17 protein-coding genes are annotated in these 15,038 nt (G+C 69.8%); 8 read left to right on the top strand and 9 right to left on the bottom strand.

The window, feature by feature from the left end; all coding sequences use genetic code 11:
* Positions 1-36: 36 nt before the first annotated feature.
* On the top strand, positions 37-453 hold the full coding sequence (locus tag V6M45_RS09430; RefSeq protein ID WP_332655802.1) for a helix-turn-helix domain-containing protein: 417 nt from the start codon (positions 37-39) through the stop codon (positions 451-453).
* Positions 454-472: 19 nt separating this feature from the next.
* On the opposite strand, the gene V6M45_RS09435 is transcribed toward V6M45_RS09430, so the two are convergent.
* On the bottom strand, positions 473-985 hold the full coding sequence (locus V6M45_RS09435) for an S-type pyocin family protein (RefSeq protein ID WP_332655805.1): 513 nt from the start codon (positions 983-985) through the stop codon (positions 473-475).
* A 119-nt stretch (positions 986-1,104) separates the two neighbouring features.
* Here V6M45_RS09435 and coaBC point away from each other — a divergent pair, with 119 nt between their 5' ends.
* From coaBC to V6M45_RS09450, 3 genes are all read left to right on the top strand, one after another.
* On the top strand, positions 1,105-2,361 hold the full coding sequence (coaBC, locus tag V6M45_RS09440) for a bifunctional phosphopantothenoylcysteine decarboxylase/phosphopantothenate--cysteine ligase CoaBC (RefSeq protein ID WP_332655807.1): 1,257 nt from the start codon (positions 1,105-1,107) through the stop codon (positions 2,359-2,361).
* A gap of 12 nt (positions 2,362-2,373) precedes the next feature.
* Complete coding sequence (gene dut, locus V6M45_RS09445; RefSeq protein ID WP_332655809.1) at positions 2,374-2,823, top strand: dUTP diphosphatase; 450 nt, start codon at positions 2,374-2,376, stop codon at positions 2,821-2,823.
* 72 nt (positions 2,824-2,895) lie between these two features.
* Positions 2,896-3,258 carry a hypothetical protein gene (locus V6M45_RS09450; RefSeq protein WP_332655811.1) on the top strand — a complete coding sequence of 121 codons (363 nt, stop codon included), beginning with the start codon at positions 2,896-2,898 and terminating at the stop codon, positions 3,256-3,258.
* A 167-nt stretch (positions 3,259-3,425) separates the two neighbouring features.
* Here the strand turns inward: V6M45_RS09450 and dapB are convergent, their stop codons facing one another.
* From dapB to dnaK, 3 genes are all read right to left on the bottom strand, one after another.
* Positions 3,426-4,175: a 4-hydroxy-tetrahydrodipicolinate reductase gene (dapB, locus tag V6M45_RS09455; RefSeq protein WP_332655945.1), complete on the bottom strand. Its 750-nt coding sequence runs from the start codon at positions 4,173-4,175 to the stop codon at positions 3,426-3,428.
* Positions 4,176-4,195: 20 nt separating this feature from the next.
* The gene (gene dnaJ / locus V6M45_RS09460; protein WP_332655813.1) at positions 4,196-5,383 is read right to left on the bottom strand and encodes a molecular chaperone DnaJ; all 1,188 of its coding nucleotides are present in this window, start codon (positions 5,381-5,383) and stop codon (positions 4,196-4,198) included.
* A 264-nt stretch (positions 5,384-5,647) separates the two neighbouring features.
* Complete coding sequence (gene dnaK / locus V6M45_RS09465) at positions 5,648-7,564, bottom strand: molecular chaperone DnaK (RefSeq protein ID WP_332655815.1); 1,917 nt, start codon at positions 7,562-7,564, stop codon at positions 5,648-5,650.
* A gap of 292 nt (positions 7,565-7,856) precedes the next feature.
* Here dnaK and V6M45_RS09470 point away from each other — a divergent pair, with 292 nt between their 5' ends.
* From V6M45_RS09470 to V6M45_RS09480, 3 genes are read left to right on the top strand one after another with little or no spacing between them, the layout of a single operon-like run.
* The gene (locus V6M45_RS09470; protein WP_332655817.1) at positions 7,857-8,222 is read left to right on the top strand and encodes a hypothetical protein; all 366 of its coding nucleotides are present in this window, start codon (positions 7,857-7,859) and stop codon (positions 8,220-8,222) included.
* Between the two features lie 3 nt (positions 8,223-8,225).
* Entirely contained in the window at positions 8,226-8,858 is a 633-nt protein-coding gene (locus V6M45_RS09475; RefSeq protein WP_332655819.1) for an alpha-ketoglutarate-dependent dioxygenase AlkB, read from the top strand.
* Between the two features lie 56 nt (positions 8,859-8,914).
* The gene (locus V6M45_RS09480) at positions 8,915-9,820 is read left to right on the top strand and encodes a dienelactone hydrolase family protein (protein ID WP_332655821.1); all 906 of its coding nucleotides are present in this window, start codon (positions 8,915-8,917) and stop codon (positions 9,818-9,820) included.
* Here V6M45_RS09480 and grpE read toward each other — a convergent pair.
* Genes grpE through V6M45_RS09495 form a run of 3 tightly spaced genes read right to left on the bottom strand, consistent with a single transcriptional unit; the run spans position 9,817 to position 12,136 of the window.
* Positions 9,817-10,407 (bottom strand): nucleotide exchange factor GrpE, encoded by a 591-nt coding sequence (grpE, locus tag V6M45_RS09485; protein WP_442880575.1) that lies wholly within the window; start codon positions 10,405-10,407, stop codon positions 9,817-9,819. The two genes, V6M45_RS09480 and grpE, sit on opposite strands and share 4 nt — an antisense overlap.
* A 35-nt stretch (positions 10,408-10,442) precedes the next feature.
* Positions 10,443-11,531, bottom strand: coding sequence for a heat-inducible transcriptional repressor HrcA (gene hrcA / locus V6M45_RS09490; protein ID WP_332655824.1), 1,089 nt, complete (start codon positions 11,529-11,531; stop codon positions 10,443-10,445).
* Entirely contained in the window at positions 11,528-12,136 is a 609-nt protein-coding gene (locus V6M45_RS09495) for a GNAT family N-acetyltransferase (RefSeq protein ID WP_332655826.1), read from the bottom strand. Before V6M45_RS09495 ends, hrcA begins: the two co-directional genes overlap by 4 nt.
* On the opposite strand from V6M45_RS09495, the gene rph reads away from it, so the two are divergent.
* The gene (gene rph / locus V6M45_RS09500; RefSeq protein ID WP_332655828.1) at positions 12,135-12,860 is read left to right on the top strand and encodes a ribonuclease PH; all 726 of its coding nucleotides are present in this window, start codon (positions 12,135-12,137) and stop codon (positions 12,858-12,860) included. The two genes, V6M45_RS09495 and rph, sit on opposite strands and share 2 nt — an antisense overlap.
* A 9-nt stretch (positions 12,861-12,869) precedes the next feature.
* On the opposite strand, the gene V6M45_RS09505 is transcribed toward rph, so the two are convergent.
* Together V6M45_RS09505 and V6M45_RS09510 are read right to left on the bottom strand one after the other, a co-directional pair.
* A complete protein-coding gene (locus tag V6M45_RS09505) occupies positions 12,870-13,667 on the bottom strand; it encodes an enoyl-ACP reductase FabI (RefSeq protein WP_332655948.1) in 798 nt (265 codons plus the stop codon).
* A gap of 83 nt (positions 13,668-13,750) precedes the next feature.
* On the bottom strand, positions 13,751-14,941 hold the full coding sequence (locus V6M45_RS09510) for a cation:proton antiporter (RefSeq protein WP_332655830.1): 1,191 nt from the start codon (positions 14,939-14,941) through the stop codon (positions 13,751-13,753).
* Positions 14,942-15,038 lie beyond the last annotated feature (97 nt).

Genomic DNA, 15,038 nt, shown 5'->3' on the forward strand with positions numbered 1-15,038 from the left:
GAACGGGGGCGTACCCAAGAAAGGGCATAACCAGAGATGGCCAGAGGCAAGGGCGAGGACGGACCTCATCCGGTGGACCGGCACGTCGGACGACGTGTGTGCGAGAAGCGATTGGCGCTCGGGTATAACCAGAGCGATCTCGGTCGCGCGCTCGGCCTGACCTTCCAGCAGATCCAGAAGTACGAAAAGGGCGCCAACCGGATTTCGGCGTCCAAGCTCTGGGACATCGCCCGCTTCTTCAAGGTCGACATCGGCTATTTCTTCGAGGGTCTGAACGGGGCGCAGCTTGCCGGCATGGCCGAGGGCGGCGCGGCTTTCGACCACGACTTTCCGGCCACCCGCTACACGATCGAGATCAGCCGCCTGGCCCCCCAGCTGTCGACCCGGCAGCAGAAGCTGGCGCTGGAACTGATCCGCGACATGGCCGACCGCAAGGAGACGGACGAGGCCTGACGGCCCGTTCCCGCCCGGTTCACCCGGACGATGAGGACCGCCGCCGCCCGAAGTCGGGCGCGGCCGCCTTCTGTTCCGCCCAGTAGGCGGCGCCCTCGCGCGGCTTGAACATGGTCTTGGCCACGCCGTCGCGCGACACCACGGCGAAGGTATTGGTCGAGGCCTGGTAGAGCAGGACGTCGCCATTGGGCCGTTCGACCCGCTCGGCGTCGGCCGGCGGACGGCCCGTGAACGCCTGCACCTTGGCCAGATAGTCCTCCGCCGTCGTGGCTCCGAAGTCCGCGCCGTTACGCGCGAACAGCCGCGCCGTCTTGGCGTCCACCGTCTCGCGCCGGTTGGCGGTCAGGACCGGTTTGGCCCGTTGCGGGCTCTCCGCCGCCGCGGCGGGCGTTCCGGCCGCCGAGGTCAGCACCGCTTCGGCCCCTTCGGCCGCCCGGTCGCGCGTCTCGACCGCCGAACCGCCATTGCCGCACGCCGCCAGCAGCGCCACGGCGCCGACGGCCCACCCCGCCCTGATGTTTCTGCCGATCATCACACCCTCCATGTTTTGAACCCGCGCGACTCCATAACGCTGTTATTTTGTTCTTGCAATGTTCTTGTTCGGATCGGCCTCCCCTCGACGCCGCGGGGCCCGGTCGCTAGATCAGGGCCATGACCCCAGCCGCGCTTTCCGGACGCAAGATCCTGCTGATCGTCGGCGGCGGCATCGCCGCCTACAAGGCGCTGGAGCTGGTGCGCCTGCTGAAGAAGGCGGGGGCCGAGGTGATGAGCCTGCTGACGCCGGCGGGCGCCGAGTTCGTCACCCCGATGTCGCTGGCCGCCCTGACCGGCCATCCGGTCCGCCAGGCGCTGTTCATGCCCGAGGACGAGACGGCCATGGGCCATATCGAGCTGTCGCGCTGGGCCGATCTGGTGGTGGTCGCGCCGGCTACGGCGGGGTTGATCGCCAAGGCGGCCAACGGGCTGGCGGACGACCTCGCCTCGACCACCCTGCTGGCCACCGACAAGCGGGTGCTGCTGGCCCCGGCGATGAATGTGCGGATGTGGCTGCACCCGGCGGTGCAGGCCAATGTCGAGCGGCTCAAGGGGTTCGACGGTTTCCATGGCGCGGCGGTGGTCGGGCCCGACAGGGGCGAGATGGCCTGCGGCGAGTTCGGCCCGGGCCGGATGGCCGAGCCGGCGGCGATCCTGGAGGCGATCGAGGACCTGCTGGCCGAACCGGCCGCTTCCCCGGAACCGGAGCGGCCGCTGGCCGGACGCCACGCGGTGGTGACGGCGGGACCGACCTTCGAGCCGATCGACCCGGTGCGGGGGCTGACCAACCGCTCCAGCGGCAAGCAGGGCTATGCGATCGCCGAGGCGCTGGCGGCGCTGGGCGCGCGGGTGACGCTCGTGTCTGGGCCCGTGGCCCTGACCGCGCCGGCCGGGATCGACCGGGTGTGGGTCGAGACCGCGCGCGAGATGCAGGCCGCCGTGCAGGCGGCGCTGAATACGAAAGATGGGCCCGCGGACATCGCGGTGATGAGCGCCGCCGTGGCCGACTGGCGCGTCGACGGCGTCGCCTCGGGCAAGATCAAGAAGGCCCCCGGCGGGCCGCCGTCGCTGGCCCTGATCGAGAATCCCGACATCCTGGCGGGGGTGTCCGCGCCGGGGAAGATGCGGCCGAAGCTGGTGATCGGCTTCGCCGCCGAGACCACCGATCTGGAGGCCAACGCCCGGGCCAAGCTGTCGCGCAAGGGCTGCGACTGGATCGTCGGCAACGACGTCTCGGACGAGGTGTTCGGCTCCGACGGCAATGCGGTGACCCTGTTCACCCGCGACGGCTCGATGGAGGCCTGGCCGCGCCAGACCAAGACCGAGGTGGCCAGGAAACTGGCCGCCCGGATCGCCGACCACTTCAAAGCCTGAAAGCCCTTTCGCATGACCACCCTTCGCATCGAACGCCTGCCGCACGCCGAAGGCCTGCCCCTGCCGGCCTATGAGACGTCCGGTTCGGCCGGGATGGATCTGCGCGCCGCGGTGGCCGACGACGCGCCGCTGACGCTGGCGCCGGGCGCGCGGGCGCTGGTGCCGACCGGGCTGAAGATCGCGCTGGAGCCGGGGTTCGAGGCCCAGGTGCGGCCGCGCTCGGGGCTGGCGCTGAAGCACGGGATCACCTGCCTGAATTCGCCGGGGACCATCGACAGCGACTATCGCGGCGAGGTCGGGGTCATCCTCGCCAATCTGGGGCAGGAGCCGTTCGTGATCCGGCGCGGCGAACGTATCGCCCAGATGGTCGTCGCCCGGCACGAGCAGGCGGCCTTGGTCGAGGTCCGGGCCCTGAACGAGACGGCGCGCGGCGCGGGCGGTTTCGGCTCCACGGGACGTTAAGCGGAGCCATTCGGCCGGAACCGCGTTAACCCTGCTCACGGCCAAGCTGGGCCGCAGGCGGAGGAGAGGCCTATGGAGTCCCTGTTCGATTCGATCGGCGCGTTTCTGACGGCCCTGTTCAACCTCGCCGAGGGCGGGTTCGACGGCGTCAACCAGGTCATGGGCCTGCTGATCGCCATCATCGCGGCCCTGCTGATGACGGGGTGGAGCCGGCTCGGGGCCTCGGCGCTGGGCGCGGCCCTCGTGCATATCGCGATCGGGGTGATCCGGCCGATGCTGGACGGCGGGGCGTTCGTCCTGCCAGACCTGCTGTCGCTCGGCTTCTGGATGACGGTGCTGGCCCTGTTCCTCGGCTATGCGATCGTCATCGCGGTGTTCTTCTTCATCAAGTCTCTGGTGCTGGGCGGCCACGGCCGGAGGCGGCACGCGCACTGACTCCGTTTTCCTTCTCCCGATGGGAGAAGGTGGCGCGTAGCGCCGGATGAGGGTTGGCTGGTTTGAGCGGCGAAGCCGCCCCGGACAGTCGACCCTCACCCTTTCGCGCAAGGACGATCGCTACGCGCTCGTGCGCTCAAGCCCTCTCCCATCGGGAGAGGGTTCTCTTATGCCTGCCTGAAACCCAGAACGTCCTGCATGTCGTAGAGGCCGGGCTTGCGGCCGCGGACCCAGGCGGCGGCGGCGACGGCGCCCTTGGCGAACAGGGAACGGTCGATGGCCGAATGGCTGAGGGTCAGGGTCTCGTCGTCCGAGGCGAACAGGACGGTGTGCTCGCCGATGACCCCACCGGCGCGCAGCGAGGCGAAGCCGATCTTGCCGGGCTCACGCGCGCCGGTGATGCCGTCGTAGGGCGCGGTGCGGACATCGGCCAGATCCTCGCCGCGGCCGCTGGCGGCGGCCTCGCCCAGCATCAGGGCCGTGCCGGAAGGGGCATCGGCCTTCCTGCGGTGATGGGTTTCGAGCACCTCGATGTCCCAGTCGGCGGCGTCGAGGCGTTGGGCGGCGTGCTCGACCAGGCCGATCAGGATGTTGACGCCGAGCGAGAAATTGCCGCTGCGGACGATGGCCACGGTCTCGGCGGCCTTGAGGATTTCGGCGTCCTGGTCCGGGGTCAGGCCGGTCGAGCCGATGACCAGGGCGGGGCCGCCGCGGGCGGCGCAGGCGCGGGCCAGTTCGACCGAGGCGTCGGGCGTGGAGAAGTCGATGATGACGTCGCACAGCGACAGGTCCGGCGTCTCGCCGCGATCGAAGCGGGCCGCGACGACCACGTCCTCGCGGGCGTCGAGCACGGCCGAGACGGCCCGGCCCATGCGGCCGCGGGCGCCGGAGATGCCGGCGTGGAAGATGGCGCCCAACGGCCGCCCCCCGGCCGGCGTCACTGCGCCGTTTCCTTGGCGTCCCCGAGAATGTCGGCCCAGAAGCGCTTGGCCTTGCCGGCGAAGGACGAGTTGCGCGGCGTCTGCAGGTCGCCCAGCGAGGCGGCCAGTTCTTCCAGCAGCTCCTTCTGGCGGGCGGTCAGGTCGGTCGGGGTCTCGACGAACAGCTCGACCACCAGATCGCCGCGGTTCTTGCCGTTGAGGTGGGGCATGCCCTTGCCCTTGATGCGGACGGTCTTGCCGGTCTGGGAGCCCGCGGGCACCGTGACCGCGGCCTTGCAGCGGCCGTCACAGGCTTCGGAGGTCAGGCAGGGGGCGTCGATCTCGCCGCCGAGAGCCGCGGTGGTCATCGGCACCGGGACGGTGACCAGCAGGTCGAGGTTGTCGCGCTCGAACAGCTCGTGCGGGGTGACCGACAGGAAGACGTAGAGGTCGCCGCGGGGGCCGCCGCGCATGCCGGCGTCGCCCTCGCCCGACAGGCGGATGCGCGAGCCGTCGTCGACGCCGGCGGGGACCTTGAGTTGGAGCTTGCGGTTCTTCCGCACCTGGCCGTGGCCGTGGCAGGCGGTGCAGGGATCGGCGATCATCTGGCCGGCGCCGCCGCAGCGCGGGCAGGTGCGCTCGACCTGGAAGAAGCCGTTGGCCGACCGCACGCGGCCGGCGCCCTGGCAGGTGGTGCAGGTGGCCGGCTTGGTGCCGGCCTTGGCCCCGGACCCCTCGCAGCTTTCGCAGGTGGCGGTGGTGGGGACGGCGATCTCGACCTCGGCGCCCTTGTAGGCTTGCTCCAGGGTGATCTCGAGGTCGTAGCGCAGGTCCGAGCCGCGCCGCGGGCCGTGCTGGCGGGCGCCGCCGCCGCCGCGGCCGCCGAAGACGTCGCCGAAGGCCTCGCCGAAGACCTGGGAGAAGATGTCGTTGACGTCGGCGAAGCCGGCGCCGCCCTGGCCGAAGGGATTGCCGCCGCCGTTGACGCCGGCGTGGCCGAAGCGGTCGTAGGCGGCGCGCTTCTGGTCGTCCGAGAGCACGCTGTAGGCCTCGGAAATCTCCTTGAAGCGGGCCATGGCCTCGTCGCACCCGCCGTTGCGGTCGGGGTGGTGCTGCATCGCCAGCTTGCGATAGGCGGATTTCAGCCCGGCGGCGTCGATGGTCCGTTCGACGCCCAGAATCTCGTAATAGTCACGCGTCGCCATCTGGCGTTCGTCCTCTTACCCTGCCCGCTCCGGCCGTCGCCTCTGATGGGCCGCTGACCGGAAAGGCTGACCGGGCTGACATGGGCGCCCGGCCGACTGATGCAAGTTTGTCTCCGCCCTGTTGCGAAGCAACGGGGAGGGGGACCGCGCGAAGCGTGGTGGAGGGGCTCTTTCCGTTCCATGAACGACAGAGCCCGGGGCCGACAGCCCCTCCACCGCTTCGCGGTCCCCCTCCCCATCGCAATGCGATGGGGAGGAAATGGCTTACGCGCTCTTCTTCTCGTCGCCGGCGTCGGCGTCCGGGGAGACTTCCTCGAACTCCGCATCGACGACGCCGTCGTCAGCCGGGGCCTCGGCGGCGGCGCCGTCGGTTCCCTGCGAGGCCGCGTACATGGCCTCGCCCAGCTTCATCGAGGCCTGGGCCAGGGTGTTGGTCTTCTCGCGGATGGCTTCCGGATCCGTGCCGTCCTTGGCCGTCTTCAGGTCCGCAAGGGCGGCCTCGATGGCGGTCTTGCCGGCCTCGTCGATCTTGTCGCCGTGCTCGGCCATGGCCTTTTCGGTCGAGTGGATCAGGCTGTCGGCCGAATTCTGGGCCTCGACCAGTTCCTTGCGGGTCTTGTCGGCCGCGGCGTTGGCCTCGGCTTCCTTGACCATCTTCTCGATGTCGGCGTCCGACAGGCCGCCGTTGGCCTGGATGCGGATCGACTGTTCCTTGTTGGTGGCCTTGTCCTTGGCGGTGACGTGGACGATGCCGTTGGCGTCGATGTCGAAGGCGACCTCGATCTGCGGCATGCCACGCGGGGCCGGCGGAATGCCCATCAGGTCAAACTGGCCGAGAATCTTGTTGTCGGCCGCCATCGGACGCTCGCCCTGGAAGACCCGGATGGTCACGGCCGACTGGTTGTCGTCAGCGGTCGAGAAGGTCTGGCTCTTCTTGGTCGGGATGGTGGTGTTGCGCTCGATCAGCGGGGTGAAGACGCCGCCGAGGGTCTCGATGCCGAGGGTCAGCGGGGTCACGTCCAGCAGCAGCACGTCCTTGACGTCGCCCTGCAGCACGCCGGCCTGGACCGCGGCGCCCAGGGCCACGACTTCATCGGGGTTGACGCCCTTGTGCGGCTCCTTGCCGAAGAAGGCCTTCACGGCCTCCTGGACCTTGGGCATGCGGGTCATGCCGCCGACCAGCACCACTTCATCGATGTCGGAGGCCTTGAGGCCCGCGTCCTTGAGGGCCTTCTGGCACGGCTCGATGGTGCGCTGGACCAGGTCCTCGACGAGGGCTTCCAGCTTGGCGCGCGACAGTTTGATGTTCAGGTGCAGCGGACCCGAGGCGTTCATGGTGATGAACGGCAGATTGACCTCGTACTGGGTCGTGGAGCTGAGCTCCTTCTTGGCCTTTTCGGCCTCTTCCTTGAGGCGCTGCAGGGCCAGTTTGTCGGAGCGCAGGTCGACCCCCTGCTCCTTCTTGAACTCGTCGGCCAGGTAGTCGACCAGACGCAGGTCGAAGTCCTCGCCGCCGAGGAAGGTGTCGCCATTGGTCGACTTCACCTCGAACACGCCGTCGCCGATCTCGAGGATCGAGACGTCGAAGGTGCCGCCGCCGAGGTCATAGACGGCGATCTTCTGGCCGTCGTTCTTGTCGAGGCCATAGGCCAGGGCGGCCGCGGTCGGCTCGTTGATGATGCGCAGCACCTCGAGGCCGGCGATCTTGCCGGCGTCCTTGGTGGCCTGACGCTGGGCGTCGTTGAAATAGGCGGGGACGGTGATGACGGCCTGGGTGACGGTCTCGCCGAGATAGGCCTCGGCGGCCTCCTTCATCTTGCCCAGGGTGTAGGCCGAGACCTGCTGGGGCGAATAGTCCTTGCCGTGGGCCTTCACCCAGGCGTCGCCGGTCGGGCCCTTGACGATCTCATAGGGCACCATGTCCTTGTCCTTCGCGACCACGGGGTCGGTGAAGGCGCGGCCGATCAGGCGCTTGATGGCGAAAAAGGTGTTGGTGGGGTTGGTCACGGCCTGACGCTTGGCGGGCTGGCCGACCAGCACTTCGCCGTTGTCCTGGATGGCGACCACCGACGGAGTCGTGCGGTTGCCCTCCGCGTTCTCGATGACCTTGGGATTCTTGCCGTCCATGACGGCCACGCACGAGTTGGTGGTGCCGAGGTCGATGCCGATGATCTTGGCCATAGTCTGGTCTTTCACTCCATTTCAGCGGGCGGTGCGGCGGCCTTTTAAAGCGAAGCGCCGCGCGTGACCGCCCCCGGTGTCGGGTCCTGGGTCGATATGTACGGTTCCGGCGCATAGCCCCACGGACTGCGGGGTTTTACGGCGGGTTGTCGCCGATATGGGAAACACCCCCCCGCCCGCAAGGCCTGATCGCGATTCAGCGTCAGTCTCCGTCAGATGTGTCACGAAGCGCGCAACGGCATATAATGGCGTTAACGACCCGCCGACCCCGGCCGGTCAGGAGGAGGGGCCCATGCTCGCCCGGAGAACGTTCACGGCCGTCCTGATCGCCGCCTCGCTCGGCGTGGCGGGACTGGTCAGCGCCGCGCCGGCGCCGGGAGGCCAGTCGGCGGACGGCCAGAACCGCCGCGTCAGGGTCCATAACCAGACCGGCGTAGCGCTTCAGAAGCTGCAGGCCGCCGATGTGCGGACCGGAACCTTCGGCGCCGACCTGCTGGGCGGAACCCCGGTGGCGAGCGGCGCCAGCGTGGCTGTGCTGATCGACGGCGGGGCCGGCGGCTGCCTCTACGACCTGCGGGCCGAACTGGCCGGCGGCCAGACCCTCCTGCGTGAAAACATCAACGTCTGCCGCATCGCCGACTATTATCTGACCCGCTGAGTCTTGGCCCGGCGCGAGATCGAGACGGGGCTGGAGGGCTTCCGCCTGTGGCCGGGGGCCCTGTCGCCGGGCGAGCAGGCCGCGTTGCTGGATCAGGTGCTGGCCGCGATCGAGGCCGCGCCCTTCCACCGGCCGACGACCCGGACCGGCCGGCCGTTCTCGGTCGAGATGAGCAACCTCGGGCCGCTGGGCTGGGTCTCCGACCGGGGCGGCTACCGCTACCAGCCGACCCACCCGGTCACGGGCGCGCCGTGGCCGCCCATGCCGGCCGCGCTGACGGACCTGTGGCGCGAACTGACCGGCTGGCCGGAGCCGCCGGACGCCTGTCTGGTCAACCTGTATCGCGACGGGGCGCGGATGGGGCTGCATCAGGACCTCGACGAGGCGGACCGGTCGGCGCCGGTGCTGTCGGTGTCGCTGGGCGATACGGCGGTGTTCCGGTTCGGGGCGGCGGACGGCGGCCCGACGCGGTCGGTGCGGCTGACTTCCGGCGACGTCTGCGCCCTGACCGGCCCCGCCCGGCTGGCGCGGCACGGAATCGACCGCATCCTGACGGGGTCGTCGGGGCTGATCCCCGGCGGGGGGCGGATCAACCTGACGCTGCGCAGGGCCGGTCCGGCCTCACGGCAATCGTGACTCGACGCCTCCGGGAAGCCGCGCCACTGTCCCGCTTTCCCGAGCCGGAGGTCCCCATGCCCGATCTGATCCGACCCGAAGGTCCCGAAGCCGACGACTTCCGTTTCAGCCGCCGCGCCCTGGCTACAGGCGGCTTGGGCGGCCTGTTCTTCGCCGGCTATGCGCCCGCGGCCCTCGCCGCCCAGGCCAGCCCGGTGACGACCCCGACCGACGGACTGGAGACGGCGAACGTCAGCTATCCGGCGCCCGACGGCTTCGACCTGCCGGCCTATGTGGCCCGGCCCGAGGGCGACGGTCCCTTTCCGGTGGTGGTGGTCGTATCCGAGATCTTCGGCGTCCACGAATACATCCGCGACGTCTGCCGCCGGCTGGCGAGGGCGGGCTACGCCGCGATCGCCCCGGCCTTCTTCGTCCGGGTCGAGGATCCTGCCCCGCTGTCGGACATGCAGCGCGTCCAGCAGATCGTCGCGGCGGCCGGCTATGAGCAGGTGATGGGCGACATCGCCGCCACCCTCGACTGGGCCAGCCAGCAGCTATGGGCCAATGCGGACAAGGTCGGGATCACCGGCTTTTGCTGGGGCGGCAAGGTGGTGTGGCAGGCCGCGGCCCGGTTCGCGGCGATCGACGCGGGCGTGGCCTGGTACGGGCGGCTGGCCCCGGCCGCCACCGCGACGCCGGAACAGGTGGAGGCGGGCCGGCCGTGGCCGGTCGATCTGGCGGGCGACCTCAAGGCGCCGGTGCTGGGGCTGTACGGCGAGGCTGACCGGGGCATTCCGCTGGACACCGTCGAGGCCATGCGCAGCGCCCTGCAGCGCGCCGGCCAGACCGGCAGCGGCATCGACGTCTATCCGGCCGCGCCGCACGGCTTCCACGCCGACTACCGCGACAGCTACCGGGCGGCGGACGCGGCGGACGGGTGGGCCAAGTTGCTGGCGCTGTTTGAGGCGCGGCTGAAGGCCTAGGCCGTCCCGTCGAAATTGCCGCCGTCGGAGTCCATCGCCTTCGCATAGGCCGCATTGCCCGCCGCGGCGCCGGAGCCCTTGGCGGCGACCACGACCATGGCCGGGCGCACGGTGCGGCCGAACAGGGCGTAGCCGGCCTGCAGGGTCTGGATCACCTGGCCGCCCTGAACGGTGTCGGACGGCTGTTCCATCATGGCCTGATGCAGGTGGGGGTCGAAGGCCTCGCCCGGCTCGGGGGCGACGCGCTTCAGATTATTGGCCTCGAAGGCCTGCAGAAGCGACTTCTGGGTCAGCTCCAGACCGGTGACCAGGCCGGCCTCGCCGGCGTCGGCGTTCTTCGGAGCCGCCTGCAGCGCCCGCTCCAGATTGTCGGCCACGCCCAGCAGGTCGCGGGCGAATTTCTGGATCGCGTAAGCACGGGCGTCGTTGTTCGAGGCTTCGGCCCGCTTCTTCGTATTCTCGGCTTCGGCCACGGCGCGCAGGGCGCGGTCCTTCCACTGGTCGCGCTCGGCGATCAGGGCGTCGATGGGCCCGAGACCGTCATCGGGCTCGCCTTCGTAGCTGGTCTCGCCGATGTCGGCGGCCAGTTCCTCGGAGGTCGGGGTGTCGTCGTGAATGTCGCTCAAGTCTCTTGTCCGTCCAGAATCCGGCCCAGCACCCGGGCGGTATAGTCCACCAACGGTATGACACGGGCGTAGTTCAGTCTTGCGGGGCCGATCACGCCGATGGCGCCCAGCACCCGCTGCCGGCCCGTCATATAGGGCGCCGCGATCACGGCGGAACCCGAAAGCGAAAACAACCGTGTTTCCGCGCCGATGAAGATACGCACCCCCTGGGCCGTGGAGACCCCGTCCAGCAGGCCGATCAGCTGTTCCTTCTGCTCGAGGTCGTCGAACAGGATGCGGACCCGCTCGAGGTCCTCGGCCGTCTCGCGGTCGTGCAGCAGATTGGCCCGACCGCGCACGATCAGGGCCCGTTCGCGTTCGGCCCCGCCCGACCAGGCGGCGAGGCCGTCCTCGACGAGGCGGGCGGCGGTCTCGTTCAGCTCGCGCCGTGCCGCGTCCAGCTCGGTGCGCATCTCGGTGCGCGCCTCGTGCAGCGGACGGCCCTTGAGCCGGGCGTTGAGGAAGTTGGACGCCTCCTGCAGGGTTGAGGGCGTGACCCCGGCCTTGAGCGGCATCAGCCGGTTCTCGACCGAGCCGTCGTCGCCGACCAGAACCGCCAGGGCCTGGTCGTGGCCCAGCGCCACGAACTCCACGTGTTTGACCCCGGCCTCGCGCACCGGGCTGGCGACGATGCTGGCCCCGCCGGCCAGACCGGAGAGCAGGGACGAGGCCTCGTTCAGCGCCTCCTCGAAACTGCGGCCGCGGCCGGCGAGGCGGGCGTCGATCTCGCGCCGCTCCTCCGCCCCGATGTCGCCGATCTCCAGCAGGCCGTCGACGAACAGACGCAGGCCGGCGTGGGTCGGGATGCGGCCGGCCGAGGTGTGCGGCGAGCCCAGCAGCCCCGCCAGCGTCAGGTCCTGCATGGTGTTGCGGATCGAGGCGGGCGACAGGGCCACGCCGGTCAGGGACAGGGTCCGCGATCCGACCGGCTCGCCGGTCTCCAGATAGGTCTCGACGATGCGGCGGAAGATGTCGCGGGCGCGCTGGTCCAGCCCGGTCAGGCTGCCGGTCTCCAGCGCGGTCGAGGTCAGCAGGGGCGGTTTCATCGCTGACGCGCCTCCCATCGTGCCCGCGGCAGGCGGTGGACGAGGCAGTCGTCCTCGTCGAACAGCCGCCGGCCGACCGGCTCGAAGCCGAGCCGTTGATAGAAGCGATGCGCCTCCTCGTTAGAGGCCAGGGGGTCGATTACGATGGCGGTCACCGCCGGGTCGGCGAAGCAGTCGTCGATGGCCATGGTCATCATCTGCGTGCCGTAGCCGTGGCCGAGGGCGTCTGGCGGGCCGATCCAGATGTCGAGCGCCCGCAGGTTGGGCTCTATGTCGCCCCAGTAGTGCGTCGGCTCGCGGTGCGGATCGATCACCTGCATCACGCCTATGGGTCGGCCCTCCACCTCGGCGATGCGGTAGAAGCTGACGTCGGACTGATCGGCCAGCTCCTCGCGCCAGGGGATGCCGCCGAAGGCGATGTCAGCCCCGGGGTCGTCGGTCGAACAAGCGATGACGTGTGGCTGGCGGTCCCAGCCGGCCAGCAGATCGGCGTCCTCGACCGAGGCCGGGCGCAGCCGGATGGCGGAAGGCGCGGACAGGGGGGAATACAGGCTCACGGTTTCAGGATAAGCAGCCCCGCCGTCCCGTCCAAGGAAATCGATCATGACCGCCGCCCGCCCCTCCGAACGCGCGCCCGAACAGCTTCGCGCCGTGACGCTGGAGACCGGCGTCAACCGCTACGCCGAGGGCTCCTGCCTCGTCACCTTCGGCCACACCAGGGTGCTGGTCACCGCCTCGGTCGAGGAGAATGTGCCCGGCTGGATGCGCGGCAAGGGGCAGGGTTGGGTCACGGCGGAATACGGCATGCTGCCCCGCGCCACCCACACCCGGGGCCGGCGCGAGGCCGCCTCGGGCAAGCAGACGGGCCGGACGCAGGAGATCCAGCGGCTGATCGGCCGTTCGCTGAGGGCGGTTGTGGACCTCAAGGCGCTGGGCGAGCGGCAGGTGGTGCTGGATTGCGACGTGGTCCAGGCCGACGGCGGCACACGCACGGCGGCCATCACCGGAGCCTGGGTCGCCATGGCCTCGGCCTTCGACTATCTGCGCGCCGAGGGGGTGCTGAAGGCCGACCCCATCCTCGATCAGGTCGCGGCGGTGTCGTGCGGCGTGTGCAGCGACCAGCCGGTGCTGGACCTCGACTATGAGGAGGATTCCACCGCCGAGGCCGATTCCAACTTCGTCCTGACCGGCTCGGGGACCATCGTCGAGATCCAGGCCACGGGCGAGAAGCGCGGTTTCACCCGCGCCGAGTTCGACCGCCTCTTCCAGCTGGCCGAGGGCGGCTGCGCCGAACTGTTCGCCCTGCAAAGGGCGGCGCTGGGGCGGTAGCCGAGGGCCTCAGCCCTCCTCGCCGTCCGGCAGGCCCATCATATGGAAGCCGGCGTCGACGTGGATGACCTCGCCGGTGGTCGACAGGCCGAGGTCGGAGCACAGCCACAGGGCGCAGCCGGCGACGCCCTCCATCGAGGTGTCCTCCTTCATCGCAGACATGGCCCGGCCCTGGGCGATCATGCCGCGGCCGCCCGAGATGCCGGCCAGCGACAGGGTGCGCATGGCCCCGGCCGAGATGGCGTTGCAGCGGATGCCCTTGGGTCCGAGGTCGCGGGCGATGTAGCGGGTCGCCGCCTCCAGCGCCGCCTTGGCCACGCCCATGGTGTTGTAGTTGGGGATGGCCCGCTCCGAGCCGAGATAGGTCATGGTCACCAGCGAACCGCCGTTGGGCATGATCCTGGAGGCGCGTTTGGCCACGTCGACGAAGCTGAAGGCCGAGATGTTCATGGCCAACAGGAAGCTGTCGCGGCTGGTGTTGTCGACGAAGCTGCCCTTGAGCTCGTCCTTGTTGGCGAAGGCCACCGAGTGGACCACGAAGTCGATCGTCCCGAACTCTTTCTCCAGCTCGGCGAAGGCGGCGTCCATGGATGCGTCGTCGGTGACGTCGGCCTGGATCAGCAGTTTGGCGCCGACGCTCTCGGCCAGCGGACGGACGCGGCGCTCAAGGCCCTCGCCGAGGTAGGTGAAGGCCAGTTCGGCGCCCTGGGCCGCCAGCTGCGAGGCGATGCCCCAGGCGATGGAGTTGCTGTTGGCGACCCCCATGATCAGGCCCTTCTTGCCCTTCATGAGTTCGCCCGTGGGCATGTTCCAGCCGCTCTCGCTCGCCATCGTACATCTCCGTGTTCTGAACCGGGAGGGTTAGCAGCGCCCGCATTCGGGGGGAAGCGTCAGGCTGCATCGGCCTCGCGCCGCCGGGCCAGCCGGGCCAGCAGGGGCGTCGCGGTGACTCCGTGGACGATGATCGACACCAGGATGATGAAGCCGACCACAGCCCAGATCCGCTCGCTGTCGCCGAAATCGCCGTGGTTGATGCCGTAGGCGAGATAATAGACCGAGCCGACCCCGCGGATGCCGAGGAAGGCCAGCAGCAGCCGCTCGCGCCACGGCTGGCTGGATCCCGTCATGGCGATCAGGCCGGCGACCGGCCGCACTACGAACACGACCGCCAGGCCGATCAGGGCGTCGGTCCAAGTCAGGCTGGACAGCAGTCCGTTGGCAAGGGCCCCGCCGAACAGCACCAGCAGCAGCATCATCAGCAGCCGTTCGATCTGGTCGGAGAAGTCGTGCATCTCCTGATGGAAGTCGTGATCCCGTTCCGAGGCCCGAATGGTCACGGCGCAGACGAAGACGGCGAGGAAGCCGTAGCCGTGGACCAGCTCGGTGACGGCGTAGGCGATCAGGGTGGCGGCCAGGGCGATCAGACCGTCGCCGAGCCTGGACAGGCCGCGCCGGCTCCGGAACAGCAGGTGGCCGAGAATCCGGCCGATCAGCCAGCCGGCCCCCAGCCCTGCCAGCAGCTTCCAGCCGACCTTGATGGTGAACCAGTCGGTGAGGCCGTCCTGGGTCGCCAGACCCCCGGCGGCGGCGAGAATGGCCAGATGGACGAAGGGGAAGGCGAGGGCGTCGTTCAGCCCCGCCTCGGAAGTCAGGCCGAAGCGGACCTCGTCCTCGTCGCCGGATTTCGGCGGTCCGACCTGGACGTCGGCGGCCAGCACCGGATCGGTCGGCGCCATGCTGGCCCCGAACAGCAGGGCCATGGCCAGGCTGAAACCGAGCCCGGCCCAGCCCAGAAAGGCGACCGCCGCGATGGTCAGGGGCATGGCCACGATCAGCAGCCGCCAGGTCGTGGCCCAGCGTCGCCAGCCGGGCGGCCGATCCAGCTTCAGCCCGGCGCCCATCAGACTGATGATGACGACCAGCTCGGTGAGCCGCTCGGTCGCCGTGTCCCACGTTCGGGGATCGGGGTTGAACGAGAGAAGGCCGCTCGAGAACACCGTCACCCCGATCGACACGCAAAGGATCGCCAGGGTCAGCGGCACGCGCTTCAACCCGACCGGGGCCCAGGACACCAGCAGCACCACGGCGCCGAGGCCGAGCAGGAACAGGATGTAGGGATCGGGCAGGACGCAGCCTCCGGGCGGTCGTCAGATTCGGGCGGCTTCCGTCGCGATGAAA

Source organism: Brevundimonas sp. (genome assembly GCF_036676055.1).
GTDB lineage: Bacteria > Pseudomonadota > Alphaproteobacteria > Caulobacterales > Caulobacteraceae > Brevundimonas.